This window comes from Microbacterium sp. RU1D (genome assembly GCF_900156435.1).
In the GTDB taxonomy this organism is placed as follows: domain Bacteria; phylum Actinomycetota; class Actinomycetes; order Actinomycetales; family Microbacteriaceae; genus Microbacterium.
The window spans coordinates 1,676,315-1,702,225 of sequence record NZ_FTPQ01000001.1; the positions used below are offsets into that span (position 1 = coordinate 1,676,315).

A 25,911-nucleotide genomic window follows, 5' to 3' on the forward strand; every position below is an offset into this window, starting at 1 on the left:
CGCCGTCGCTCAGTACCAGCCGGTCTGTTCCGAGTGCGCCCACGCCCCGCACGGGCTGCCGTAGCGCGCGCTGATGTACGACAGTCCCCACGAGATCTGCGTCACCGCGTTCGTGCGCCAGTCGAGACCGGCGGATGCCATCTTCTCGCCCGGCAGGGCCTGCGGGATGCCGTAGGCGCCGCTCCACGGATTGAGGGCGTCGGCGCGCCAGCCCGACTCGCGGTTCCACAGCGACACGAGGCAGGAGAACTGGTCGTCGCCCCAGCCGTAGGCGCGGATCGCGCCGCGGGCATGTTCGCGGGCGGCGCTCGGGCTCATGATCGGGCCCGCGGGGGCCGTCGATCCGCCGTCGCCGGAGCCGCCGCTGTTCGACCCGCCGCCGCCGGAGCCGTTTCCGCCGGAACCGCTCCCACCTGAGCCGCTGCCGCCGGAGCCGCCGCCGGAGCCGCCGCCGGAGCCGGAGCCGGAGCCACCGCCGGAGCCGCTGCCGCCCGAGCCGCCCGATCCCGACCCGCCCGATCCCGACCCGCCGGAGCCCGATCCGCCCGAGCCGCCCGACCCTGCGCCGCCGGAGCCGCCCGATGACGAGCCGCCGCCGGTCGCACCGCCGGACTCAGCCGCGTCGCGTTGCGCCTTCTCGCGCTCGCGGGCGGCGCGCTCCTGGGCCGCGGTGGTCTCGCGCAGCGCCGCGAGCTGCGCGTAGAGCTCGTCCAGCCGGGTCTGCGCTGCCGCGACGCCGGCCGCCTCGGCATCCGCCTCGGTCGAGGCGAGGGCCGCGGTGGTCTCGGCCTCCGCGGCGAGTCGCGCGGCTTCGGTCCGCGCCGCCTCCGCCTGCGCGCGCAGCGAGGTCGCGACATCGGCGGCGGAGCGCGCGTCGCCCGCGGTGCGGGCGCTGACGGCGGTGACGTGATCGAGGAGACCCAGGCGCTGCAGGAGGGAATCGGGATCGGCCTCGGTGAGCAGTTGGGCGAGGAGGGGTCCCGCGCCGACCGTGCGGTACAGCCGGGCCGCGCTCGCGCCGGCGCGGGTGCTCGCCTGCGACAGCGCGGCGTCGGCCGTCGCGCTCTGCTGCGAGAGGGCGTCGGCGCGGGCGGCGGTCGTCGCCGCGAGTCGGCGCGTGCGCTCGGCGGCGGCCGACGCATCCAGCGCGCGCCGGGAGGCCGATGCAGCGGATGCTTCGGCGGCATCCAGCTGCGCCTTCACCGCTGCCACGGCCGCGTCGTCGACGGCTGCGGGGCGCGGGCCCAATCCGGCCGTTGTGCCCGCGGAGGCCGGGAAGGGTGCGAAGACAGCGCCGATCACCAGGCACACGGTGAGCGTGTGACGGGTGAGACGCGTGAGACCCATGAGGTCACGCTAGAGCACGATGGCGTGGCGCGACCACCCCGCGGGAGTCGGCGCTGGTAGGGTGAAGCGTGAATGCCGTCGTGGCATCCGCTCAACTACATATGAGCTCACGGAGCAGGCCGGCAGACGCTGGTCCCCTGTGGTGGACTCCCCGTCGGATCGCCGGGTGGTCGTCTACTGGTGGCCAGTCGCCGGGATTTCCGGGTCGATTCGTCGGCGCGCCCTTTCTGCCTGTTCCTGCTCCTTCGCATGTCAGCTCGTCGCCCACACGGGGCGGCGAGCCTAAACAAAGAAGGAGGGACCTCTTGGAAGGTCCAGAAATCACCGCCGCCGAGGCCGTTCTCGACAACGGCCGCTTCGGCACCCGTACCGTCCGGTTCGAGACCGGACGCCTCGCACAGCAGGCCCAGGGCGCCGTCGCCGCCTACCTCGACGAGGAGACGATGCTCCTGTCGGCCACCAGCGCCGGCAAGCACCCCCGTGAGGGCTTCGACTTCTTCCCGCTGACCGTCGACGTCGAAGAGCGTTCGTACGCCGCCGGCAAGATCCCCGGCTCGTTCTTCCGCCGCGAGGGTCGCCCGTCGACCGAGGCCATCCTCGTGTGTCGTCTCATCGACCGCCCGCTGCGCCCGTCGTTCGTCGAGGGCCTGCGCAACGAGGTCCAGATCGTCGTCACCGTGCTCTCGATCGCTCCCGGCGAGTTCTACGACGCCCTCGCGATCAATGCCGCGTCGATGTCGACCCAGATCTCGGGTCTGCCCTTCTCGGGCCCCATCGCTGGTGTGCGCCTGGCGCTCATCCCCGGCCAGGGCGAGCACGCCGACCAGTGGGTCGCCTTCCCCAAGGCCGAGCAGCTCGAGGATGCCGTCTTCGACCTGATCGTCGCGGGCCGCGTGCTCGACGACGGCGACGTCGCCATCATGATGGTGGAGGCCGAGGCCACCGAGGGCAGCTGGAACATGATCAAGGGCGGCGCGACCAAGCCCAACGAGCAGGTCGTGGCCGAGGGCCTCGAGGCCGCCAAGCCGTTCCTGCGTCAGCTCGTCGACGCGCAGAACGAGGTCGCTCGTACCGCGTCGAAGGAGATCCAGTCGTTCCCCGTCTTCCCGGCCTACAGCCAGGAGACCTACGACTTCGTCGCCGGTCGCGCCTACGACCGCCTGGTGCCCGTGTACCAGATCGCCGACAAGCAGGAGCGCCAGAACGCCGACGACGAGGTCAAAACCTCCGTCAAGGAGCAGCTGCTCGCCGCCGTCGAGTCGGGCGAACTGCCCGCCGTCGCGACCCTCGAGTTCAACGCCGCCTACAAGTCGGTCACCAAGACGATCGTGCGCGGTCGCATCCTCGCCGAGGGCGTCCGCATGGACGGTCGTGGTCTGGCCGACATCCGTCCGCTCGACGCCGAGGTGCAGGTCATCCCGCGCGTCCACGGCTCGGCGATCTTCCAGCGCGGCGAGACCCAGATCCTGGGCGTCACCACGCTGAACATGCTCAAGATGGAGCAGCAGATCGACTCGCTGTCGCCCATCACGAGCAAGCGCTACCTGCACCACTACAACTTCCCGCCCTACTCGACCGGTGAGACCGGCCGCGTCGGCAGCCCGAAGCGTCGCGAGATCGGCCACGGCTTCCTCGCCGAGCGCGCGCTCGTTCCGGTGCTGCCCAGCCGCGAGGAGTTCCCCTATGCGATCCGTCAGGTGTCCGAGGCCCTCGGGTCCAACGGCTCCACCTCGATGGGGTCCGTCTGCGCCTCGACCCTGTCGCTGCTGAACGCGGGTGTGCCGCTGCGCGCTCCCGTCGCCGGTATCGCGATGGGTCTGGTCACCGACGAGGTCGACGGCCAGACGCGATACGCCGCGCTGACCGACATCCTCGGTGCGGAAGACGCCCTCGGCGACATGGACTTCAAGGTCGCGGGCACGTCGGAATTCATCACGGCGATCCAGCTCGACACCAAGCTCGACGGTATCCCGTCGTCGGTCCTGGCCGCAGCCCTCACCCAGGCGAAGGAGGCTCGCCTGACGATCCTCAACGTCCTGAACGCCGCGATCGACGCCCCCGACGAGATGGCGCCCACCGCGCCGCGCGTCATCAGCGTGCAGATCCCGGTCGACAAGATCGGTGAGCTCATCGGGCCCAAGGGCAAGACGATCAACGCCATCCAGGACGAGACCGGCGCGCAGATCTCCATCGAGGAGGACGGCACCGTCTACATCGGCGCGACCGACGGCCCCTCGGCCGAGGCCGCCCGAGCCCAGGTGAACGCGATCGCCAACCCCACCAACCCCGAGGTGGGCGAGCAGTTCCTCGGAACCGTCGTCAAGATCGCGACCTTCGGCGCGTTCGTCTCGCTCCTTCCCGGCAAGGACGGCCTGCTGCACGTCAGCGAGGTCCGCAAGCTCGCCGGTGGCAAGCGCGTCGAGAACGTCGAAGACGTGCTTTCGGTCGGTCGCAAGATCCTCGTGCGCATCACGAAGATCGACGACCGCGGCAAGCTCTCGCTCGAGCCCGTGCTTGACGAGGAGGCCACCACGCCGGAGCCCGCCGACACGCAGAGCTCGGCCGCCGCGAGCGAGGGCCCCGAGGCTCCCGCCGAAGGCTGATCCCTGCCTCACCGGATGCCCGTCCCGCTTCGTGCGGGGCGGGCATCCGTCGTGTGACGCGAGTGACCAGCGGGAAGGGTGTGATCCCGGCGTCCGCAGTCGTTACGGAATGTTTATCGCCATGCCGGGTGAAACAGCAGCCCCGTCCGGGCGAACGCATACCCTCGAAGTACGTCGGGGGGCGAGGGGTGCGGTGATTCCGCACCGTTTCCCGGCGCGAGAGGGGAGCCCACCATGAGCGGCTCGGGCGTCGACGAGACGGCCTCGCCGCGCCTGCGTCGGGATCGTGCGCCCCACCCGTCCGCCCCCATCACGCTGCAGGGCCCCGGTCTCGGCTCGCACGTGCGTGTCCCTCTCGGGGAGACGGGGTTCGAGGTCTTCCCCCTGTTCCTCGGCGGCGGCGAATTCGGCTGGAATGTCGACGCCGGCGCCAGCCACGAGATCCTCGACGCCTACGCCGAGCTCGGTGGGAACGCCCTGCACACCGCCGACAGCTACGCCGCCGGCCGCAGCGAGCACATCATCGGCGCGTGGCTGCGCTCCCGGCGCAGGCGCGACGACACGGTCCTGACCGTGCGCGTCGGCGGGCACCCCGACAACCCGGGTCTCGACTCCGTCAACCTCGTGCGGGCCGTCGAGGCCTCTCTCACCCGGCTGGGTACCGACCGCATCGACGTCCTCTCGCTCGACGCCGCCCGCGGCGATACGGCGATGCTCGAGGACACCCTCGCCACGAGCGAGTGGCTCGTCGACTCCGGCAAGGTCCGCGCGATCGGCGCCCACGGCTACACCGCCGCCCAGCTCGTGGAGGCGCGCATCCTGTCGTCGGCGGGATACCCGCGCATCACCGTGCTCGACGTGCCCTACAACGTCCTGCGGCGCTCCGAGTTCGACGGTGACGTCCGCCTCATCGCGTCGGCGCAGAACATGGCCGTGACGCCGTCGCACCCTCTCGCCCACGGCTTCCTCGCGGGGGAGACCCGCTCGCGCGGGCAGTCGACGCGGTCGGTACGCGGCTCGCAGGTGGCCGCCCACCTCAACCGGCGCGGCTCGCGCGTGCTGCGCGCCCTCGACGCTGTGGGAGACGAGCTCGGCATCCCGGATGCCGCGGTGGCCGTGGCGTGGCTGCTCGCGCAGAAGATCATCACCGCGCCCATCGTGAACGCCTTCGCGCCGCGCCACGTGGTGGAGTGCATGCGCGCCGTGGGCGTGCGTCTCAGCCGCGCGCAGCTGTCCGACATCGCCCGCGCCGCCGAGTGAGAGCCGCCCTCGCCGAGCCGTGACGTAGGCTGGGAGGACCGGCCGGGGGAACGGCAGATCGACAACGGGGTGAGCTGACGTGACGCACTACATCTACCTGGTGCGCCATGGCGAGCACCAGGATGCCGAGCACGGACTCACCGACGGCCCCCTCTCGCCGCGCGGTCAGCGTCAGGCGGCGCTCCTCGCCGACAGGCTGTCGGGACTTCCCCTCGACGCGGTCTGGCACTCGCCCCTCGAACGCGCGGCGCAGACGGCGCGCGCCGTCGCCGACCGGCTGCCGTCGGTGTCGCCGGAGTCCTCGGCACTGCTGTTCGACTGCGTGCCCACCGGCATGACGCCCGAGACCCCCGCGGCGTACGAGCCCTTCTTCGGTTCCGTGACCGAGGCCGAGATCGACGCCGGCCGCGCGCAGATGGCCGACGCGACCGCCGAGTTCCTCGCCCGCAAAGCGGGGGAGGTGCACGAGCTGGTGATCACGCACAACTTCGTCATCTCGTGGTTCGTGCGCGAGGTGCTGCAGGCGCCCGACTGGCGCTGGATGACGATCAATCAGGCCTACTGCGGTCTCACGGTCATCGCGCAGAAGAAGGGTCGCCCCTGGACGCTGTTGTCGCACAACGACCTCGCGCACTTGCCGGTCGAGCTGCGCACGGGGCTGATCGACCCGCTCCCGGTCTGACGGATGCCGCCCGCGCGGCGCGTCTGTGGACAGCGCCCCACCCGTCGGGGCGCCGACGCCTAGGCTGGGGGAATGACCACACGCGTTGCCATCGTGGGCGGAACAGGCAAGCTCGGCGGAGTGATCCGCGAGGTCGTCGAGGCCGAAGAGGGGTACGAGGTCACCGCCGTCCTCGGCTCGCAGTCCGACCTCGCCGAGCTCGACGGCGCCGACCTCGTGATCGACGCGTCGACGCCCGCGGTCTCGATAGACGTGGTGCGCGCCGCGGTCGAGCGGGGCATCAACGTCCTCGTCGGTACGTCCGGGTGGTCGAACGAGCGCATCGCGCTCGTCCGACCTCTCGCCGAGGCCGCCGGTACCGGGGTCGTCTTCATCCCCAACTTCTCACTGGGGTCGGTGATCGGGAGCGCTCTCGCGGCTGCCGCCGCGCCGTTCTTCCCGTCGATCGAGATCGTCGAGGCGCACCGCGACACGAAGGTCGATTCCCCCAGCGGCACGGCCGTGCGCACGGCGGAGCTCATCGCGGCCGCCCGCGCCGATGTCGGACCCGTCGAGTCCCCGCATGTCGATCAGCGCGCGCGCGGCCAGCGTGTGGCATCCGTCCCGATCCACTCGCTGCGCCGCCCGGGAGTGGTGGCCCGGCAGGAGACGGTCCTCTCGGGGGCGGGGGAGTCGCTCACGATCGTGCACGACACGATCGACCCCACGACCGCCTACGCACCCGGCGTCCGCATCGCCCTGGCGGCCGCCCGCGACGCGCGGGGCGTCATCATCGGTCTCGACAGTTTCATCGACATCGGCGTGCGCACCCGGCCGGTCGACACCGGCGCCCCCGTCTCCGACGGCGACGTATCGGGTCAGGTCGCGAGCGCGACGAGCGCATGAGGATCCGCATCGCCGTCGCCGTCATGACGGTGCTGCTGCTGCTGTACGTCGTCCTGGCGGGGCAACGGGCGCTCGTCCTGCTCGCCAGTGGCGAGACCGTGGGGGTCGTGATGGGGATCGCCCTCATCGTCCTCCCGCTGATCGCCCTGTGGGCCATCGGGCGCGAGCTGTGGTTCGGCGTCCGGGCTCAGCGGATCGGAGAGAAGCTCGACGCCGAGGGCGGGCTCCCCGACGAAGACCTCCCCGTGCGACCGAGTGGCCGCATCGAACGCGCCGACGGCGATGCGCTGTTCCCGCGCTATCGCGCGGAGGTCGAGGCCGATCCCTCCGACTGGCGCGCCCGCTACCGCCTCGCCCTGGCCTACGACGCCGCGGGCGACCGTCGACGCGCGCGCGAGGCCGTCCGCACGGCGATCCGTCTCGAGGCGGCGGAGCGGCGCGCGCGCTGAGAGCCCGACCGTCACCGCCGCCTCGTCGTCAGCCGACGGCGGGGACGGCCGATGTGACGGCATCCTCGACCGTGCGATGCGCGAAGGAGAACCCGGTGTCGTTCAGCACCGCGGGCTTCACATCGGCGTCGGAGGTGAGCAGTGCCTCCGTGGCATCCGTTCCGAGAGCGAGCTTGACGCCCCAGATCGGAGCGCGCACCACGTAGGGCCTGTTCATGCGCCGCGCCAGCGCGAAACCGAGGTCGTTCGCGGTCGCCCGAGTCGGCCCCGTGAGGTTGACGGGACCGGCGATGTCGGAGTCGATCACGTGACGGATGGCGCGCACTTCGTCGTCGAGCGAGATCCACGGCCAGACCTGGGTGCCGCGCCCGATGGGCCCGGAGATGCCGAGCTTGGTCAGGAGCAGGAGGGGCTTGAGCACACCCTGTTCGTGCACGACGGGTGCCGTGCGCAGCAGAGCCACGCGCACCTTGTCACCGGCGTCACGGGCAGCCGCCTCCCAGTCCACGCAGATGTCGGCGAGCAGGCCCGAGCCGCGGGGCGACGACTCGGTCAGTTCGACGCGCGGCTGCGATCCGTAGAAGCCGGTCGCGCTGGCATTGATCAGCGCGGGAGCGTCGTCGCCGAGCGCGCGGACAGCGGCGGCGAGCGTACGCGTCGGCGTGACCCGCGACCACAGCAGCGTCGACTTGTACGACGGGGTCCACGGGAAGTGACCGATCGAGGCGCCGTTGAGGCACACCACCGCGTCCGCCTCGGCGATCACGTCGGGGTCGAGCGGGGCGGCATCCTGGAGCCACTCCCGCTCGTGCGGCGCCGACGGCGCGTGACGCACGAGGGAGGTGACCTCGACGCCGTCCGCGCGCAGGGAGTCGAGGAGGGCCGAGCCGATGAGGCCCGACGCGCCGGCGATGACGACGCGTCGGGCCGGGGTCTCAGGCAAGCGTCGCCTCGAGGGTGATGTCGATACCGGCGAGCGCCTGCGACACGGGGCAGTTCGCCTTGGCGTCGGCGGCGATCTTCTGGAACGTCGCGTCGTCGAGGTCGGGCACGACGGCGTTGACGTTGAGGTGGCTGCCGCTGATGCCGGTGCCGGGCTTGAAGGTGATCGAAGCGGTCGTGTCGACCGACGTGGGCGGGGTGCCGTTGTCGGCGAGGGCGTTCGACAGCGCCATGCTGAAGCAGGCGGAGTGGGCGCCCGCGAGCAGCTCCTCGGGCGTGGTGACCGAGTTCGAGCCTTCGCTGCGCGCCTTCCAGTTCACGTCGAACGTGCCGATGCCCGACGAGGTGAACGTGACCTCGCCCGATCCCTCGAACAGGCTGCCTTTCCAGGCGGTGTTGGCTTCGCTCGTGACGGCCATGGGGAACCTCCGAATATCCGGCGCGGTCCGGGGTGACCGCGACGCGGCCAGCCTAACGACGGGGCCCACACCGGCGCGGGACTTGACAGCCCGGTCTCGCGAAGCGTTCAAGCGGCGGCGGGACCGCGGCGTCCGAGGAGTCCTGCGCGCTGCAGCACCAGGTAGAGCTGGCAGCCGAGACACAGGCCGAACACGGCGTTGAGGAACGCCGCGACGAACGCCATCGCGGCCGCGATCGGCAGGGCCCAGGGGACTCCGGCGAGGTGCAGCAGAAGGCCGGCGGCCGTGACGACCAGGCCGACACCCTGCGCGAAGCGCGGCGGACGCGGGTCTTCGAACTCGGTGGCGGGAGCCAGCCGCGGTTGCACGACGCGGCGGTACAGCACACCCCACGGGGCGGTGCGCGGTGCCGTCACTCCCCAGACGAAGAGAAGGGCGATCACGAGCAGGAGCAGGAAGCCCGGGTCGGCCGCGCGTTCGAGCATTGAGGCCTGCGGAAGCGCCGGCTGCGAGGGGAAGAAGGCGTCGGTCGCGAGGGGCTCAGAAGCGATGAACGCCGCGATGGAACGCGTGGAGATCCCGACGAGACTCAGCAGCGTCGCAACGAGGAGCAGGACGGCGGTGACGGATGCCGCGAACCGCGGGCCGCGGGCATCGATGCGCGGGACGTCAGGCACGGGTGGTCTCCTTCTTCAGGCTGTCGAGCTCGAATTCGACGACCGCGCGTCCGGGCGTTCCGCCGAAGCGGGTGCGGACGACACCGCGGCGGTCCAGGACGAGCGTCGTCGGCGTCTGCAGCACGCGGAAGTGCTGCGCGATATCGGGGCGGTGGGTGAGGTCGACGTCGAGGTGGCGCACGCCCGCGCGGGCGTCGGCGACCTCGGAGAGCATGCGGTGCACGCCCGGGCAGCGTGCGCACATCTCGGTGCTGAACTGCAACAGCGTCGCCTCCCGGCCGAGGCCGTCGGCGCCGAGGCGGCGCGGATCGACGACCTCGGCCGAATCGATCACGCGGGCGCGGCCGTCGCGACGGCGCAGGAGCAGGCCCGCGGCCGTCGTCACGACGACGAGGGCCACGACGGCGATCACGGCGAAGGTCAGATCCACGACAGGAAACGCTAATGCGCACGAAGGGTTGCGGGGCCGATGAGTCGCTGCGTGACGGTGACGCTCAGCGATCTCACGGGTCGGACGCAGCGGCATCCTCGTGCGCCCCTCCTCCCCACGCTCGGCGGCCGGGGCGACAGGTGGGGACGGGCCCCGGACCGGGCGTCCGCGCGGGTATCGTGATGCGCGTGACCGCCGACATCCCGACGCCCTACGAAGACCTGCTCCGCGACGTCCTCGAGGGTGGCGTCCACAAGTCCGATCGCACCGGAACGGGGACGACGAGCGTGTTCGGCCGGCAGATCCGGTTCGACTTGGCCGAGGGATTTCCGCTCGTCACGACGAAGCGCGTGCACATGAAGTCCATCGTGTACGAACTGCTGTGGTTCCTGCGCGGCGAGTCCAATGTCTCGTGGCTGCAGGAGAACGGCGTCACGATCTGGGACGAGTGGGCCGACGCCGACGGCGAGTTGGGGCCCGTCTACGGCGTGCAATGGCGCTCTTGGCCGACCGCCGACGGCGGCACGATCGATCAGATCGCCCAGGTCGTCGAGCAGATCCGACGCGATCCCGATTCGCGTCGCCTGATCGTCTCGGCATGGAACCCCGCCGACATCCCCGACATGGCCCTCGCGCCCTGCCACGCGTTGTTCCAGTTCTACGTGGCCGACGGCAAGCTGTCGTGCCAGCTGTACCAGCGCAGCGCCGACATGTTCCTGGGCGTGCCGTTCAACATCGCCTCCTACGCGCTGCTGACCCTCATGGTCGCCCAGCAGACGGGACTCGAACCCGGCGAGTTCGTGTGGACGGGCGGCGACTGCCACATCTACGACAACCACCGGGAGCAGGTCGCCGAGCAGCTTTCGCGAGAGGCGTACCCCGCCCCGACGCTGCGCTTCGCCCGCACGCCCGCCTCGATCTTCGACTACACCTACGACGACATCGTCGTCGAGGACTACCGGCATCACCCCGCGATCCGTGCGGCCGTGGCCGTATGACCTCGACCGGTCTGGTCTGGGCCGAGGCCCGCGACGGCGTCATCGGGGCGGACGGCGGGATGCCGTGGCACGTCCCGGAAGACATGGCGCACTTCCGTGCGGTGACGGCGTCGCACGACGTCATCATGGGGCGGCGCACGTGGGAGTCGCTCCCGCCACGGTTCCGCCCCCTGCCGGGGCGGCGGAACATCGTGGTCACCCGCTCCGACTCGTGGGCCGCCGAGGGGGCCGAGCGTGCCGGGTCGCTCGACGAGGCTCTGCAGCTGGCCGACGGCGACGAGGTGTGGGTCATCGGGGGCGGCATGCTCTACGCCGAGGCCGTTCGCCGCGCCGACGTCCTCGAGGTCACGCGCCTCGACCTCGCGGTCGACGGCGACACGCGCGCCCCCTCGACCGAGGGCTGGCGCCGGGTGGCGTCGGACCCCGCCGAGGGATGGCACGCCTCGCGGAGCGGCATCCGGTACCGCTTCGAGACGTACCATCGGGGGGACTGACATGACCCGCACCGCGCTGATCACGGGAGCGAGCTCCGGTCTCGGGGCCGAGTTCGCGCGACAGCTCGCGGCGCGCGGCGCCGACCTCGTGCTGGTCGCCCGCGACGAGGCAGCGCTCGAGGGCGTCGCCGCGGACGTACGTGCCCGCCACGGCGTCGCGGTCGATGTGCTCGCGGCCGACCTGCTCGCGCCCGACGCCCTGGCGCGGGTCGAGGAGCGGCTCTCTGCCGGTGGCGTCGACGTCCTCGTCAACAACGCGGGGTTCGGGCTCGACCTCGCCTTCGAACAGAACGACGTCGACGCCGAGGTGCGCCACCTGCGCCTGCACGTCGAGGCCGCGATGCGGCTCACTCGGGCCGTGCTGCCCTCGATGCTGGCGCGGGGGAGCGGTCGTATCGTGAACGTCGCGTCCGTCGCCGGTTTCGTTCCGCGGGGCACCTACGGCGCCGCGAAGGGGTGGCTGATCTCGTTCAGCCGATGGGCGAACGTGGCGTACCGGCCCCGGGGCGTCACGGTGACGGCCGTCTGCCCCGGCTTCGTGCACACGAGCTTCCACGAGCGCCTGGGCCTGCCGCCCGGGGAAGAAGGCGTGCCCGACCGCATGTGGCTCGACGCCGCCACCGTCGTGCGCGAGGGTTTGCGCGACGCCGCGCGGGGCCGGTCGGTGTCGGTGCCGTCGTGGCGGTACAAGGCGCTCGTCGCGGCCTCGCGCCTTCTGCCGGATGCGGTGGTCGTGCGGGCGGCCGCGCGAGGCCGCTGAACCGGCGCGGCGGCGTTCAGACGGCGCCGCACGGGCGCCGATGCGGCTCGACGTCCGCACGACGGCGGGGCGGACACCGACGCGGGATGCGGTCCCCTGGGTGCCGCTCCCGCGCCCGTGTCAACGGAAGCGCCCCAGTCGGATCCCGGCGAAGGCGAGGGCGGCGATCGTCTCCCCGTCAGTGATGCCACCGTCCGCGATCAGGGCGAGCGCATCGGCGAACGGGATCCACCGCACCGCGTCGATGCCCTCCTCGGTCTGCGAGGCCGTGGCATCCGTCACCGACAACCCGCGGGCAAGGAAGACGTGCTCGGGGGCATCGGCGATGCCGTTGAGGGCGTTCATCGTCCCGAGGTCGTGCCACTCGGATGCCGTCACCCCGGCCTCCTCGAGCAGCTCGCGCTGAGCCGCCACGAGCGGATCCTCTCCGTCGGAACCGCCCGCGGGGATCTCGAGCGAGCGACCCGTCGTATAGCGCTCGAGCTCGACGAAGCAGATGCGCTCCTCATCGTCGAGGGCCACGACGAAGACCGCGGGATGCTGCATGCGCACCACGCCGTAGATGCCGTCGCCGTGCGGTCCGGTCACGTCGTCCTCGCGGACGTGGATCCAGCGGTTCTCGTACACGGTGCGCGTCGCGCGCGTCGTCCAGGCCATGCGCTCACCCTAGGACGCGGTCGCCGTCACGCATTGTTCACACCGACTGCGGTGGACGCCGGGGGAGGGGGCCGCCGAACCGATAACCTGGGAGCATGACGCACTCCGGCAATCCCTTCGGTCAGGTGCTCGTCGCGCTCATCACTCCGATGACCGCCGACGGCGAGGTCGATTGGCCCGCCACCGAGAAGCACATCGACGACGTCATCACCGCGGGCGCCGACGGCATCGTCGTCACCGGCACCACGGGTGAGACCTCGACGCTCACCGACCCCGAGAAGTTGCGTCTGGTGGAGGTCGGCAAGAGCGTCTCGGCCGGTCGCGCCAAGATCATCACGGGCGGCGGATCCAACGAGACCGCGCACGCGATCGAGCTCTACAAGGCCAGCGAGAAGGCCGGCGCCGACGGCATCATGATCGTCACGCCGTATTACAACAAGCCCACGCAGGCCGGCATCCTCACGCACTTCCGTCTGGTCGCCGACGCCACCGACCTGCCGGTCATCCTCTACGACATCCCCGGCCGCACCGGCGTGCCCATCAAATACGAGACGATCCTGCGCCTGGCGAAGCATCCCAGCATCCTCGCGATCAAAGACGCCAAGGGCGATTTCAGCGAGGTCAGCCGCGTGCTCAACCAGACCGACCTGATGTACTTCTCCGGCGACGACGCCAACGTGCTGCCGCACCTGTCGATCGGCGCCTCGGGGCTCATCGGCGTGACGGCGAACATCGCCGCAGCCCCCTATCGCACCATCGTCGATGCGGTGAATGCGGGCGACCTGGCCTCGGCCACCGCCGCGCACAAGGGCCTCGAGCCGCTCGTGCGCGCCGTCATGACGCACGTCCCCGGCACCGTCGCGGCGAAGTACATCCTGCACGGCCTGGGCCGTATCGGCAGCCCGCGCGTCCGCCTGCCCCTCGTCGGGCCGGAGGAGTGGGAAGCCGCCGTCATCGAAGACGAGCTGGCCCTCGTGAAGAACGTGGCCGGCGCCGACTTCTCCAACTTCCGCCCCGACCGCAATGCGGCCGCCGGCGGCGCGCTGCCGAAGGTGCACGGCACGACGAGATAAGCATCGGCGTCCGCCGAACCGCGGCCTGGGCGCCACGAGAAGGATGCCGCGAAACGGCATCCGAGACGAAGAGGGATGCCGCGAGGCGGCATCCGAGGAGGCTCACATGCCCACTACCCCGTTCGACCCGCCCGCGCTCGCCGCGGGCACCCTCCGCGTCATCCCGCTCGGCGGCCTCGGCGAGGTCGGCCGCAACATGACCGTCTTCGAGTTCGACGGCAAGCTGCTCGTCGTCGACTGCGGCGTGCTGTTCCCCGAGGAGCACCAGCCGGGCGTCGACCTGATCCTGCCCGACTTCGAGCCGATCCGGCACCGTCTCGACGACATCGTCGGCGTCGTCCTGACGCACGGTCACGAAGACCACATCGGCGCCGTCCCGTACCTGCTCAAGCTCAAGGGCGACATCCCCCTCATCGGGTCCGGACTGACCCTCGCGCTCATCGAGGCGAAGCTCAAGGAGCACCGCATCCGCCCCTACACGCTCACGGTGGAGGAGGGCCAGCGCGAGCAGGTCGGCCCCTTCGACCTCGAGTTCGTGGCGGTCAACCACTCCATCCCCGACGCCCTCGCCGTCGCGATCCGCACCCCCGCGGGCCTGGTGCTGGCCACCGGCGACTTCAAGATGGACCAGCTGCCGCTCGACGGCCGCATCACCGACCTCCGCGCGTTCGCGCGCCTCGGTGAAGAGGGTGTCGACCTCTTCCTCGTCGACTCGACCAATGCCGACGTGCCCGGCTTCACGCCCACCGAGCGGGGCATCGGTCCCGTGCTCGACCAGGTGATCGCCAAAGCTCCGCGCCGTGTCGTCGTGGCCAGCTTCTCCAGCCACGTGCACCGCGTGCAGCAGGTGCTCGACGCGGCGCACGCCAACGGGCGCCGCGTGGCCCTGCTCGGGCGCAGCATGGTGCGCAACATGGGCATCGCCGCCGACCTCGGATACCTCAACGTGCCCGACGGCGTGCTCATCGACTACAAGAAGGCGCGCGACCTGCCCGACGACCGCATCGTCTACATGTCGACGGGATCGCAGGGAGAGCCGATGGCGGTGCTCAGCCGCATGGCGAACCTCGACCACGCGATCGAGCCGGGCGAGGGCGACACGATCATCCTGGCATCCAGTCAGATCCCCGGGAACGAGAACGCGATCTACCGCGTGATCGACGGGCTGACCAAGCTCGGCGCGACGGTGGTGCACAAGGGCAACGCCAAGGTGCACGTCTCCGGGCACGCCGCCGCCGGCGAGCTGCTGTACTGCTACAACATCCTCAAGCCCAAGAACGTGCTGCCCGTGCACGGCGAATACCGCCACCTCATGGCGAACGCGAAGCTCGCGCGCGAGACCGGCATCCCCGAGGAGAACACCATCCTCGGAGAGAACGGCACCGTCGTCGATCTGCGCGACGGCGTCGCCCGCGTCGTCGGCCAGGTCGACATCGGCTTCGTCTACGTCGACGGCTCGTCGGTGGGCGAGATCACGGATGCCGACCTGAAGGACCGACGCATCCTCGGTGAGGAGGGCTTCATCTCCGTCATCGTGGTCGTCGATTCCGCCACCGGCAAGATCGTGTCCGGACCCGAGATCCACGCGCGCGGCGTCGCGGAAGACGACAAGGTCTTCGACAGCGTCAAGCCGAAGATCGCGGCGGCGCTCGCCGAGGCCGCGAAGTCGGGCGTGCGCGACAACCACGCGCTGTCGCAGGTCGTGCGCCGCACGATCGGTCGCTGGGTCAACCAGTCGCTGCGTCGACGGCCGATGATCGTGCCGATGGTCATCGAGGCCTGAGCATCTGGGAGCGCCGCGGGGTCCGCCTCGCGGCGCTCCGACGCCTCCCGGCGCCGTCTTGGGTGCGTTCGCGCGACGGACGTGCCCCCGGTGGATGCCGCGACCCGGCGCGGGGCGGGATCCTGTCCGCGCCGGCGCCGTCCACCGGGGCCCGCATGCCGGAGGTCCGTTCGGTCGTCGTGGCCGCACGGCCCGCACGCTCGATATCATGCGGGCATGCCCGGCCTCCCGATCCGTGCGGCGCTCGCCTCCGACGGCGCCTTCCTCGCCGATATGACCGTCGAGGCCGCCAATTGGCGCGCCGGTGGATCGCGCCCCCGCCACGAGGTGCTGAGCAGTCCCGACCACCGCCGCTACATCGCCGGATGGCAGCGACCGGGCGACGCGGGATTCATCGCGGAGTCGCCGACGGGTGAGGCCATCGGCGCCGCCTGGTACCGGATGCTGCCGCGCGACGAGCCGGGTTTCGGGTGGGTCGGCACCGGGGTGCCCGAGCTGATCATCGGGGTACGGCCCGTGTGGCGCTCCCACGGGACCGGTCGCGCCCTTCTGCAGCGCCTCGTCGACCACGCGCGCGGCGAGGGGTACGCGCGCATCAGCCTGAGCGTCGAACGCGACAACTTCGCCGTCTCCCTCTACCGCTCGGAGGGATTCGCGGTGGTGCGCCGGGGGATCGGCCGCGACGTCCTGGTCAAGCGCCTGGGCTGAACCCCGCGTCGGTACCTTCGAATGTCGGAGGTCGCGCCTACCGTGGAAGCATGGCTCGCACCTCGTCCCCGTCCGGCGGTCGCGCCCCCGCGAAGGGGTCGTCGCGATCGAAAGCATCGGCGCCCGCGCCGAAGCGCTACGTCGACGAGCCCGAGAAGCCGCCCCTCGCTGCGCGCGCCTGGATGACGGTGGCCCACGGCGTGGGCGGGATGTTCCGAGCTTTCGGCCCGGAGAACCTCGAGCGCGATCAGCGTCGCGACGGCTTCCCGTTCTTCCTCGTCGTGCTGGCCGTGATCGGCGCGGTGGTGGAGTGGTTCTTCATCGGCACCGAGGCGGCGACGCTGATCAGCGCCTACAGCTTCGGGGCCCTCTTCGGCCGTGTGGCGTTCGTCCTTCCGGTCTTCCTTCTGCTGCTGGCGGGCTGGCTCTTCCGCCATCCGGCTTCGGTGCACGACAACGGCCGCGTCGGCATCGGGTTCGGGCTGTTCATCGTGACCCTCGCCGGGTTCTGTCACGTCGCCGGAGGGCGTCCCGTCCCGAGTGCGGGCGGTCTGCCCGCCCTCAGCCCGGCCGGTGGCATCGCGGGATGGATCGTGGGGGAGCCCCTCGCCTTCGCGCTCACTGATGTGGGCGCCTACATCGCGCTGTCTCTGCTGGCGGTGCTCAGTGTGCTGATCCTCACCAAGACGCCGCCCAATCGCATCGGGCGGCGGCTCGGCGACCTCTACGCCTGGATGTTCGGGGTCGAGCGCGTCGAACGGCCCGACCCGGCCACCAAGATCCTCCCCGTCGACGACTCGGATGATGAGCCCGCCGAGAAGTCGCTGCCGTGGTGGCGGCGCAACAAGTCGGGCCGTGAAGAGGACACCGACGGCTCCCTCGGCTCCGACGACCTCACGACGCTGCTCTCGCCCGGAACGACGCAGGGCGGCTTCGAGTCGGCGATGGTGGAGCCCGAGCCCGTGGCCCCTCGCGCGAAGGCGCCGACGCCGCCTCCCCTTCCTCCCACGCCCGACGCCCTCACGGAGGTGTTCGATGCGAGCGCTCTCGCCGGCGCCGTCTCGGGCCGCGGGCTGCACGACGACGCGACGATCGACCTCGGCGACGACGACGACCTCCCGGGCATGACCGGGCTCGGCGGCGACAGCGCCGGTGCGCCGCCCGCCGCGAACTACCGCCTGCCCGCCGTCACGGCTCTCGCCACGGGCACCCCGCCCAAAGCCCGCTCCGCGGCGAACGACGCGGTGGTCGCCGCCATCGAAAGCGTGATGGAGCAGTTCAAGGTCGATGCGCGCGTGACGGGGTTCTCGCGCGGCCCGACCGTCACGCAGTACGAGATCGAGGTCGGACCCGGGGTGAAGGTCGAGCGCATCACCGCGCTCACCAACAACATCGCCTACGCCGTCGCCTCCAACGAGGTGCGCATCCTCGCGCCCATTCCGGGCAAGAGCGCGATCGGTGTCGAGATCCCCAACGCCGACCGTGAGATCGTGACCCTCGGCGACATCCTCCGATCGGATGCCGCCACCTCCTCGACGCACCCCATGACCATCGGGGTGGGCAAAGACGTCGGCGGCGGGTTCGTGGTCGCCAACCTGGCCAAGATGCCCCACCTGCTGGTCGCCGGTTCGACCGGCTCTGGCAAGTCCAGCTTCGTCAACTCGATGATCACGAGCCTCCTGATGCGCGCCAAGCCCTCGGACGTGCGGATGGTGCTCATCGACCCCAAGCGCGTCGAGCTCACGTCCTACGCCGGCGTGCCCCACCTCATCACCCCGATCATCACGAACCCCAAGAAGGCCGCCGAGGCGCTGCAGTGGGTCGTGAAGGAGATGGACATGCGGTACGACGACCTCGCGTCGTTCGGCTTCCGTCACATCGACGACTTCAACAAGGCCGTCGTCGCGGGGGAGATCCAGCTGCCGGCCGGCAGCGAGCGGGTGCTCAAGCCCTACCCGTACCTCCTGGTGGTGGTCGACGAGCTCGCCGACCTCATGATGGTCGCCCCCCGCGATGTCGAGGACTCGATCGTTCGCATCACCCAGCTCGCCCGCGCGAGCGGCATCCATCTCGTCCTCGCGACGCAGCGCCCGTCGGTCGACGTCGTCACCGGCCTCATCAAGGCGAACGTGCCCTCGCGTCTCGCCTTCGCCGTGACCAGCGTCACCGACTCCCGCGTCATCCTGGACCAGCCGGGCGCCGACCGCCTCATCGGTCAGGGCGATGGTCTCTTCCTGCCGATGGGGGCGTCCAAGGCCGTCCGCGTGCAGGGCGCGTGGGTCAGCGAGCAGGAGATCGAGAAGGTCGTCGCCCACGTCACCCAGCAGGCTCGGCCCGAGTACCGTGCCGACGTGCAGGCGGCCGCCGAGAAGAAGGAGATCGACGCCGACATCGGCGACGATCTCGAGCTCCTCCTCGCCGCCGCCGAGCTCGTGGTGTCGACGCAGTTCGGATCGACCTCGATGCTGCAGCGCAAGCTCCGCGTGGGCTTCGCTAAGGCGGGCCGCCTCATGGACCTGCTGGAGTCGCGCGAGATCGTCGGACCGTCCGAGGGCTCGAAGGCACGCGACGTCCTCGTCACGAACGAGCAACTGCCGGCTGTCCTCGCACGCCTCCGTGGCGATGACGCTCCCGAGCCGCCATCGGCGGCGGCCGACGACGACCGTTACGGCGAGGACCCGATCGAGGCGCAGTACGAGGGGCTCCCCGTCGTCGAGGATGACGAGGGTTCCGAAGACGCCTGGCAGCTGACGGGACGAGACTGATGGCCGTGCACCCGCAGCTCCCCAACGCGATCACCGTCGCGCGCATCCTCTGCGCGCCGGTGTTCCTCTGGTTGCTGCTGGCCGATGCCGGCCACGGCGGCGCTCTCCGTTGGGCGGCCGCCGTCCTGTTCATCGTCGCCATCGCCACCGACGGTGTCGACGGGTACATCGCGCGGCGGTACGAGATCGTCAGTGATCTCGGAAAGCTTCTCGACCCGATCGCCGACAAAGCGCTCACCGGTGTCGCGTTCGTCGGGCTCTCGATCCTCGGCGAGTTGCCGTGGTGGGTGACGGTCGTCGTGCTCGTGCGGGAGATCGGAATCACGGTCTACCGTTTCATCGTGGTGAGCGACCATGTGCTCGCCGCGGCATGGATGGGCAAGCTCAAGACGGTGTTCCAAGCCGTCGCGCTCTCGATCGCCCTGATCCCGTTCGCGGGGCTCTCCGACGCTGCCTCCTGGCAGAGCGCTGTGTGGTGGGTCTCGGTCATCACCATGACGATCGCCGTCCTCCTGACGATCGCCTCGGGCATCGACTACGTCGTGACCGAGGTCCGCGCCGCACGCAAGAGCCGAGGTCGTCGATGATCGACGGCGTCCCCGACGACTTCGACGAGACGCTCGTGCGCGACCCTCGAGAGAGCGCGTCGGTGCTGCTGGACCGTCTCGCCGAACTGGGGTGGTCGATCGCCGTCGCCGAATCGCTCACCGGCGGGCTCGTCGTCTCTTCGCTGGTCGACGTGCCCGGAGCGTCGCGCGTGCTGCGCGGGGGAGTGGTCGCGTACGCGACCGACCTCAAGCACAGCGTGCTCGGGGTCGACCGAGCCCTGCTCGACGCTCACGGCGCGGTCCATCCTCGCGTCGCCCGTCAGATGGCACGCGGTGTGCGCGAAACGCTGGGCGCCGACGGAGTCGCGGCCGACGTCGGCGTGGCGACGACCGGCGTGGCGGGTCCCGATGAGCAGGACGGGCAGCCCGTGGGTACGGTGCACATCGCGGTGTCGACGCCGCTCGGCACCCGCGTCGATTCCCTCGTCATCGCGGGCGATCGCGAACGCATCCGCCGCGAGACCGCACATCTCGCGATCCGACGGGTGCTCGCCGCGCTGTGATTTCTCGGTGGTGGAGGATCGGCGCCGAATGCGGGAACAAATGATCGCACACTCCGGTTTGGTCCAGCGATTCCCATCCGGTGCACAGCGCGCGGCATTAGGGTGACCACAGACGGTGTTTTACAGTTGCTCATCCGGGCAGCGACGGAATCAGCAGTGAGGAGGGCCCCAAATGATCCTGGTTCGTCAAGAGATCGGCGAAGTCCTGCGTGACCTCCGCCAGCAGAAGGGCCGTACCCTCCGCCAGGTCGCCAGTCGCGCGAGTGTCGCGCTGGGTTACCTCAGCGAGGTCGAGCGCGGCCAGAAGGAAGCCTCGAGCGAGATCCTCGCATCGGTGGCCGAAGCACTCGACGTGCCCATCTCGACCATCATGCGACAGGTGGGCGATCGGCTCTCCGTGCTCGAAGGCCTGCAGACCTTCCCTGACGTCGTCCCCGACGATCTCGTCGCCGCGGTCGAGCCCGAGCTGTCCCTCCGCTGACGCGTCCGCCGTATGCGACGGAGCGAGTTCGATCGCGCGGTCGCCGATGAGTTCGGCGCCCGCGGTGGTTCCCTGCTGACCGACCTGGTGTTGTCGGCCGTGGGCGGCCGCACGAGCGTCGACGCTCTCGCGGCCGGTGTCGACCCCCGCGAGGTGTGGCTTGCGCTGTGCGCGGAGACGGACGTGCCCGAAAACCGTCGTTACGGCGTCGGGCGGCTCGAGCCGCGACGTTCCTGACCACGATCGCGGGCCCGGCGCGGAGCGTCGGTTCGGAACTCGCAGACCGTTCTCCGGCGTGTCATCGAAGCTACGTTCGATTCCGGCGTAGGCTCCTGCACAACGAGGTTCGTCCCCCGTTCATCCACAGAAAGGTCGCGTTCCGACACCAATGTCGGAGGCCCTCCCTAACGTGGTGAACGTCGAACGACACTCTGAACGCCTTGTCGGGTACCCCCATCGTCGATGGGAGGCGCGACAGCCTATAGGCGACCGGAACGCGAGCAGAAAGAAGACGTCATGCCCTCACCCGCAGAGCGCGAAAAGGCCCTCGAATCGGCCCTGGCGCAGATCGACCGGCAGTTCGGAAAGGGCTCGGTCATGCGACTGGGCAGCGACGACCGCGCCCCGATCGAGACCATCCCCACCGGCTCCGTCGCCCTCGACGTGGCCCTCGGCATCGGCGGCCTGCCTCGCGGCCGCATCATCGAGATCTATGGACCGGAGTCGTCAGGAAAGACGACCCTGACGCTCCACGCGATCGCCAACGCGCAGCGTGCCGGCGGTATCGCCGCGTTCATCGACGCCGAGCACGCGCTCGACCCGGAGTACGCCAAGAAGCTCGGCGTCGACATCGACGCCTTGCTCGTGTCGCAGCCCGACACGGGTGAGCAGGCCCTCGAGATCGCCGACATGCTGATCCGGTCCGGCGCGATCGACCTCGTCGTCATCGACTCCGTGGCGGCGCTGGTGCCCGAGGCTGAGATCAAGGGCGAGATGGGCGACTCTCACGTCGGCCTGCAGGCGCGTCTCATGTCGCAGGCGCTCCGCAAGCTGACCGGCGGTCTGAACACCACCAAGACCACGGCCATCTTCATCAACCAACTGCGCGAGAAGATCGGCGTCTTCTTCGGTTCGCCCGAAACGACCGCCGGTGGAAAGGCGCTGAAGTTCTACGCGTCCGTGCGCCTCGACATCCGTCGCATCGAGACGTTGAAAGACGGCACCGAAGCGGTCGGCAACCGTACCCGTGTCAAGGTCGTCAAGAACAAGATGGCCCCGCCCTTCAAGCAGGCGGAGTTCGACATCCTGTATGGCGTGGGTATCTCGCGTGAGGGCAGCTTGATCGACTTCGGCGTCGAGCACGCGATCGTCAAGAAGTCGGGCGCGTGGTACACGTACGAGGGCGAGCAGCTCGGACAGGGCAAGGAGAACGCCCGCAACTTCCTCATCAAGAACCCCGACATCGCCGCCGAGATCGAGTCGAAGATCAAGACGAAGCTCGGCATCGGGGGAGCGCCCGCGGTAGCGGCATCCGCAGACGACGAGCTGGCTCAGCGCCGCCCGGCCTGATGAGCGACGACACGCGGGACTCCGGCCGTCCGCCCTCGACCGGTGAGGGAGACGAACGGGGTCCCTCGACGTCGGAGTTCACCGAGTCCGCGCGTGCCGGCCACCTGGCACGCCGTCGCTCGAGTGCCGAAGGCGACGCGGGCATCGGTGACGGGCAGGGTGCCCCGCTGCATGCTGTCGACGCCGACCTCGCCCCAGTGATCCCGCTTTTCGGCGCACCTCAGGTCGGGCGCCCCGGGGACGGTGCCGACGCTCTCCATCCGTCGCGCGGTCGTTCCGCGCTCGGGGCGCCGTCGTCGCACGAGGCGGCGGCTCCGCCGCCTGCGCGGCCGCGTCTGAGGGCACTGAGGAACGACGACGTGCAAGGGAGCTCCGACGTCAGCGCGTCCGAGTGGAACGTGCCCGGCGGTGCGGCCGGCGGCTCGGCGAATCCCTTCCAGGCCGACGCGCCCGCCGGGGCGGACGATGTTCGCGAACGCGCCGAGGCGCTGCTCTTGCGGAAGCTCCGTTCGCGCTCGCTGTCTCTGTCTGAAGCGCGCATCGCGATCCGGGGTGTCGACGGTACCGATGAGACCCTTGTCGAAGACCTCGTCGCGCGATTCGTCGATCTGGGTTACCTCGACGACGCGGCGTTCGCAGAGCAACTCGCGATGTCGGCGGTCGAACGTCGCGGTGAAGGACGGCGCGCCGTCGCCGAGACGTTGCGGAAGCGCGGGATCCCACGCGACATCGCGGAAGCCGCACTGGCGGAGCTTCCCGACGACGACGCGGAGCGAGCCCTGGACTTCGCGCGGTCCAAGGTGCGCGGTGTGGAGGGGAAAGACTACGAGGCGTCTCTGCGACGGTTGTCGGGCCAGTTGGCGCGACGCGGGTATCCGTCGTCGGTCGCTCTCACGGCGGCGAAAACCGCGCTCAGCGAGGCGGGTTTGGGACGGGCGCGATCCTTCGGCCGACCGGAGTCGGGGGTCCGTTTCACGCCGGACGATTGAGTATCGCTTAATCGCCCCAGAGCGTGCCCTCGGCGCCGTGCGCTGCGACGTTGTGCCGCTCGACGATGAGCTCTCGGCGCACGTCACACCACCCCCACGTCACACCCGGCGGGAGCTCGCGAGCGGTTTGCCGCCTCTCACCGGCCATGCGGTCGGTTCCCATGGCCCCCGGGCGACTGCGAAGGCCCGGCCACCCGGTCGCCGCAGCCGAGCTCGTCACGAGGACCGCGGCGGCGGGGAGGGCTCACGTGGGCTCACCATTTCGGCCACCATCCGTGCGAGGTCACGCCGAGATGCCGCGCCGAGCTTCAAGCGGGCCTGGTAGACGTGAGATTCCACGGTGCGGATCGACAAGAAGAGCCGTGCAGCGATCTGGCGGTTCGTCAGGCCGTCGTTCGCGAGCAGAGCCACCTCGCGTTCCCGTGAGGTGAGCTCCTCCCGCGGCGCGGGCGGGGGCGCTGCGGTCGGGGTGTCCGATTGTGCGGCGATTTCCGCGGGTGTCGTCGACCACAGGGCATGGAGGCGCAATTCGTCGACGGGAAGGCCGTCCTCTGCGGCACACCGCGCAGAGGCACGTCGAACCGCGTCCGCGGCGAGGGGGAGGTCGGTGGTCGCCGCCAACTGGACGAGTTCGTCGATCTCGTCCGCCTCGGCGATATCGAGGCTCACCAGTCGGAAGAGGTCGCGGATGCGCAGAGCAGCAGCCGTGCTGCCGGCGCTCAAGTCCGCCGCCGCGCGTGCTGTCGCGCACGCCTGGGCGATCCGTCCTTCCGCGACCAGGACGGTGGTCTGGACATATAAGCGACTGCGTCGTACGAGGAGCGGGCCGTCATCGTCGACGTGCGCGATCAGGGAACGCGCGTGATCGGGCCTTCCCGCGAGGGCCAGTTCTTCAGCGACGCTCAGCTCCATCATCGCGGTTTCGGGATCGCTCAGTGCGGGGCGACCGCGACGCAGGGCGGAGACCAATTCACGGTGGGACTGCTCGGGGCGTCCGGATCCGGCGAAAGCGATTGCCGCCGCGCTGCCTGCGACGGTCAGTTCCGACGCGTTGCCCTCGCGCGCCGCTGTGTCGAGCTCCCGTTCGAGCCGGAGATGGGCGGCGGTGCCGTCGGCTCCGGAGATCTGGTGACCGATGAGGATGAACATCAGGGCCCGCAGTCGCTCGCGTGTCGAGATGCCTCGGGGGTGCGGCTGTGCATCCAGGAGTCGCCGCGCGTCGCGGTAGTGGGCACGAGCGACCTCCCACTGACCCCGCACACCCTGCGCGGTGCCCGCAGCCACCAGGGCTCGCAACCGTCCGAGCGGTGAGACGTCGGGAAGAGACAGAGCCAGGTCAAGCAGTTCGCACGCCTTCGCGGTATCGAGGCGGTTACCCGCTCTGGTCGCCTCGCTCAGCAGACGCTCCACCTGCGCATCGGCCTCGGCCTGCTCGAGGGAAATCTGCGCAGAGTGGGCGGACGTAGGCATCCCCGCGGCGGCTCTCAAGGCCTGCAAGCGCGCGAGTCGGCGACGGGCGGACTCATCGGTGACATCGTCATCGACCGCCTCGAGGTCGCCGTGGTGTGCCAGGGCGACCTCGACGCGCAAGGCGGGATCCTCGACGGCGGCGAGGCCCCGGGCGGCATGGGCGGCCGCATGAGCGGTGTCGCCGCGGTCGTTCGCGTCACGAGCGGCGTCCAGGGCGATGCGGGCGCGGAGGTCCGGCGCGTACGCCGACTCGCCCGACGCGTCATGCCCGAGGCGGTGCCATCGTTCCGCCACGGCGACGGCGATCGTCGAACTCCACCACTGTCCGGCTGCGGCGAGCATACGCGTACCGGCGCGCTCGATCACCCCGTCGACGGCATCGTCGCCGAGTTCTCGATGCGCTCCCGAGGCGAAAAGATCGTTGGCTGTGAGCCGTCGTTCGGGCGACCCATCGGCGTGCAGCAGGCCGCTCCCGAGCAGGGCCTCGACCGAGTCGGGGTCGAAGAGTCGGGTCGCGACGGCGAGTTCGAGGTGGGCGAGGCGGCGGATGCCGGCGAGGCATTCGAGGTCCTGTCGGAGGAAGCCCGCGACGTGGCGGTCGAGGGCGATGGCCAGTCGGCTGTCGCGTGCGACCGAACGGACCGCCCGCAGCGGATCGCGACCGGCCCGGACGGCCCGGAGCGCTTCGAGCACCAGTTGGCGCAGCAGGGTCCGTGAACCGTCCGCGCGCCACACGAGACCCGCGCGGGTCGGGACGTCGAGTAGATCGGCGTCGGAGAACAGCTCGATCATCCGGCGCGCATCGTCGTCGCTCAGCTCCGGCAGGTCGATCCGTCGGATGAGGCCGTCCATCCAGAGGTCGAGGAAGGTGCGACGCACCTCGTCGGCACCGTCGGGGTGGTGCTGCGAGCGCGGGCGGGCGGTACGCAGCCCGACCACGGCCGTGAGGCGACGCGTCGCCACCGCTCGGGCGATTACGCGGGCCGAGTCGGGGTCGAGTTCATCGACGTCATCGAGCACGACGACGCCATCGAACGCGGCCGACGATCCTTCGGTCAAGGTGCGGAGCGCCGGGCTGTTCCCGGCCGTCAGCGCGCCGAACGGAACGGACGCCAGGGCCGATGCGGGCCGAACGACGAAGACCTCCGAGCCGAGTTCCTGCAGCCTCTCGGCGATCGTTCTCAACATGTAGCTGCGACCGCTACCGCGCGGCCCGGCCACGAGGAGCGACGTGCCCGCGCGCACGCGGAGTGCCAGGTCGGCGGCATCCCTGTCCGAACCGATCAGATCGCGCGACCACGACGTCGCCACTTCTGTCCGCATACTTCTCCCCCCCCGGATACCCGCAGGCGGACGGGT

At 70.5% G+C, this 25,911-nt stretch carries 25 protein-coding genes; 18 read left to right on the forward strand and 7 right to left on the reverse strand.

Features of this window, described 5'->3' with window-relative positions; translation table 11 throughout:
• Window positions 1–9: 9 nt before the first annotated feature.
• Window positions 10–1,347 carry an aggregation-promoting factor C-terminal-like domain-containing protein gene (locus B0B15_RS16780; RefSeq protein ID WP_076674710.1) on the reverse strand — a complete coding sequence of 446 codons (1,338 nt, stop codon included), beginning with the start codon at window positions 1,345–1,347 and terminating at the stop codon, window positions 10–12.
• A 305-nt stretch (window positions 1,348–1,652) separates the two neighbouring features.
• Here B0B15_RS16780 and B0B15_RS07670 point away from each other — a divergent pair, with 305 nt between their 5' ends.
• The 5 genes from B0B15_RS07670 to B0B15_RS07690 all read left to right on the forward strand — a co-directional run bounded on the left by B0B15_RS07670 (window position 1,653) and on the right by B0B15_RS07690 (window position 7,226).
• Window positions 1,653–3,950 carry a polyribonucleotide nucleotidyltransferase gene (locus B0B15_RS07670; RefSeq protein WP_076674712.1) on the forward strand — a complete coding sequence of 766 codons (2,298 nt, stop codon included), beginning with the start codon at window positions 1,653–1,655 and terminating at the stop codon, window positions 3,948–3,950.
• A 234-nt stretch (window positions 3,951–4,184) separates the two neighbouring features.
• Window positions 4,185–5,210, forward strand: a complete 1,026-nt coding sequence (locus tag B0B15_RS07675) for an aldo/keto reductase (RefSeq protein WP_076674714.1) — start codon at window positions 4,185–4,187, stop codon at window positions 5,208–5,210.
• A 79-nt stretch (window positions 5,211–5,289) separates the two neighbouring features.
• A complete protein-coding gene (locus B0B15_RS07680) occupies window positions 5,290–5,892 on the forward strand; it encodes a histidine phosphatase family protein (protein ID WP_076674716.1) in 603 nt (200 codons plus the stop codon).
• Window positions 5,893–5,964: 72 nt separating this feature from the next.
• Window positions 5,965–6,777: a 4-hydroxy-tetrahydrodipicolinate reductase gene (dapB, locus tag B0B15_RS07685; protein ID WP_076674717.1), complete on the forward strand. Its 813-nt coding sequence runs from the start codon at window positions 5,965–5,967 to the stop codon at window positions 6,775–6,777.
• Window positions 6,774–7,226: a hypothetical protein gene (locus B0B15_RS07690; RefSeq protein ID WP_076674719.1), complete on the forward strand. Its 453-nt coding sequence runs from the start codon at window positions 6,774–6,776 to the stop codon at window positions 7,224–7,226. Before dapB ends, B0B15_RS07690 begins: the two co-directional genes overlap by 4 nt.
• Before the next feature lie 28 nt (window positions 7,227–7,254).
• Here B0B15_RS07690 and B0B15_RS07695 read toward each other — a convergent pair whose 3' ends face one another.
• The 4 genes from B0B15_RS07695 to B0B15_RS07710 all read right to left on the reverse strand — a co-directional run bounded on the left by B0B15_RS07695 (window position 7,255) and on the right by B0B15_RS07710 (window position 9,694).
• Complete coding sequence (locus B0B15_RS07695; RefSeq protein WP_076674721.1) at window positions 7,255–8,169, reverse strand: TIGR01777 family oxidoreductase; 915 nt, start codon at window positions 8,167–8,169, stop codon at window positions 7,255–7,257.
• Window positions 8,162–8,587 (reverse strand): OsmC family peroxiredoxin, encoded by a 426-nt coding sequence (locus B0B15_RS07700; RefSeq protein ID WP_076674722.1) that lies wholly within the window; start codon window positions 8,585–8,587, stop codon window positions 8,162–8,164. Before B0B15_RS07700 ends, B0B15_RS07695 begins: the two co-directional genes overlap by 8 nt.
• Before the next feature lie 107 nt (window positions 8,588–8,694).
• Window positions 8,695–9,264, reverse strand: coding sequence for a DUF4395 domain-containing protein (locus B0B15_RS07705; RefSeq protein WP_076674724.1), 570 nt, complete (start codon window positions 9,262–9,264; stop codon window positions 8,695–8,697).
• A complete protein-coding gene (locus B0B15_RS07710) occupies window positions 9,257–9,694 on the reverse strand; it encodes a TlpA family protein disulfide reductase (RefSeq protein ID WP_076674726.1) in 438 nt (145 codons plus the stop codon). Before B0B15_RS07710 ends, B0B15_RS07705 begins: the two co-directional genes overlap by 8 nt.
• Window positions 9,695–9,876: 182 nt before the next feature.
• Between B0B15_RS07710 and B0B15_RS07715 the strand changes: the two genes are divergently transcribed.
• Genes B0B15_RS07715 through B0B15_RS07725 form a run of 3 tightly spaced genes read left to right on the forward strand, consistent with a single transcriptional unit; the run spans window position 9,877 to window position 11,946 of the window.
• Complete coding sequence (locus B0B15_RS07715) at window positions 9,877–10,692, forward strand: thymidylate synthase (RefSeq protein ID WP_076675281.1); 816 nt, start codon at window positions 9,877–9,879, stop codon at window positions 10,690–10,692.
• Complete coding sequence (locus tag B0B15_RS07720) at window positions 10,689–11,186, forward strand: dihydrofolate reductase (protein ID WP_076674727.1); 498 nt, start codon at window positions 10,689–10,691, stop codon at window positions 11,184–11,186. The genes B0B15_RS07715 and B0B15_RS07720 overlap by 4 nt, the downstream gene beginning before the upstream one ends.
• Window position 11,187: 1 nt before the next feature.
• Entirely contained in the window at window positions 11,188–11,946 is a 759-nt protein-coding gene (locus B0B15_RS07725) for an SDR family NAD(P)-dependent oxidoreductase (RefSeq protein ID WP_076674729.1), read from the forward strand.
• A gap of 120 nt (window positions 11,947–12,066) precedes the next feature.
• On the opposite strand, the gene B0B15_RS07730 is transcribed toward B0B15_RS07725, so the two are convergent.
• Complete coding sequence (locus B0B15_RS07730) at window positions 12,067–12,603, reverse strand: NUDIX domain-containing protein (protein WP_076674731.1); 537 nt, start codon at window positions 12,601–12,603, stop codon at window positions 12,067–12,069.
• Between the two features lie 95 nt (window positions 12,604–12,698).
• Here B0B15_RS07730 and dapA point away from each other — a divergent pair, with 95 nt between their 5' ends.
• From dapA to B0B15_RS16785, 10 genes are all read left to right on the forward strand, one after another.
• Window positions 12,699–13,676: a 4-hydroxy-tetrahydrodipicolinate synthase gene (dapA, locus tag B0B15_RS07735; protein ID WP_076674732.1), complete on the forward strand. Its 978-nt coding sequence runs from the start codon at window positions 12,699–12,701 to the stop codon at window positions 13,674–13,676.
• A gap of 106 nt (window positions 13,677–13,782) precedes the next feature.
• Window positions 13,783–15,459, forward strand: coding sequence for a ribonuclease J (locus B0B15_RS07740; RefSeq protein WP_076675282.1), 1,677 nt, complete (start codon window positions 13,783–13,785; stop codon window positions 15,457–15,459).
• A gap of 216 nt (window positions 15,460–15,675) precedes the next feature.
• Window positions 15,676–16,167: a GNAT family N-acetyltransferase gene (locus B0B15_RS07745; RefSeq protein WP_076674734.1), complete on the forward strand. Its 492-nt coding sequence runs from the start codon at window positions 15,676–15,678 to the stop codon at window positions 16,165–16,167.
• A gap of 50 nt (window positions 16,168–16,217) precedes the next feature.
• Window positions 16,218–18,932, forward strand: a complete 2,715-nt coding sequence (locus B0B15_RS07750; protein ID WP_076674735.1) for a DNA translocase FtsK — start codon at window positions 16,218–16,220, stop codon at window positions 18,930–18,932.
• Complete coding sequence (pgsA, locus tag B0B15_RS07755; RefSeq protein WP_076674737.1) at window positions 18,932–19,519, forward strand: CDP-diacylglycerol--glycerol-3-phosphate 3-phosphatidyltransferase; 588 nt, start codon at window positions 18,932–18,934, stop codon at window positions 19,517–19,519. The genes B0B15_RS07750 and pgsA overlap by 1 nt, the downstream gene beginning before the upstream one ends.
• A complete protein-coding gene (locus B0B15_RS07760) occupies window positions 19,516–20,043 on the forward strand; it encodes a CinA family protein (protein ID WP_076674739.1) in 528 nt (175 codons plus the stop codon). The genes pgsA and B0B15_RS07760 overlap by 4 nt, the downstream gene beginning before the upstream one ends.
• A gap of 172 nt (window positions 20,044–20,215) precedes the next feature.
• Window positions 20,216–20,524: a helix-turn-helix domain-containing protein gene (locus B0B15_RS07765; RefSeq protein WP_076674741.1), complete on the forward strand. Its 309-nt coding sequence runs from the start codon at window positions 20,216–20,218 to the stop codon at window positions 20,522–20,524.
• A 12-nt stretch (window positions 20,525–20,536) separates the two neighbouring features.
• Complete coding sequence (locus B0B15_RS07770; protein ID WP_076674742.1) at window positions 20,537–20,761, forward strand: DUF3046 domain-containing protein; 225 nt, start codon at window positions 20,537–20,539, stop codon at window positions 20,759–20,761.
• 279 nt (window positions 20,762–21,040) lie between these two features.
• Window positions 21,041–22,093 carry a recombinase RecA gene (gene recA / locus B0B15_RS07775; protein ID WP_076674744.1) on the forward strand — a complete coding sequence of 351 codons (1,053 nt, stop codon included), beginning with the start codon at window positions 21,041–21,043 and terminating at the stop codon, window positions 22,091–22,093.
• Between the two features lie 359 nt (window positions 22,094–22,452).
• Window positions 22,453–23,082: a regulatory protein RecX gene (locus B0B15_RS16785; RefSeq protein WP_256334228.1), complete on the forward strand. Its 630-nt coding sequence runs from the start codon at window positions 22,453–22,455 to the stop codon at window positions 23,080–23,082.
• A 216-nt stretch (window positions 23,083–23,298) separates the two neighbouring features.
• Here B0B15_RS16785 and B0B15_RS07785 read toward each other — a convergent pair whose 3' ends face one another.
• A complete protein-coding gene (locus B0B15_RS07785; RefSeq protein WP_091366362.1) occupies window positions 23,299–25,875 on the reverse strand; it encodes a helix-turn-helix transcriptional regulator in 2,577 nt (858 codons plus the stop codon).
• Between the last annotated feature and the right edge of the window lie 36 nt (window positions 25,876–25,911).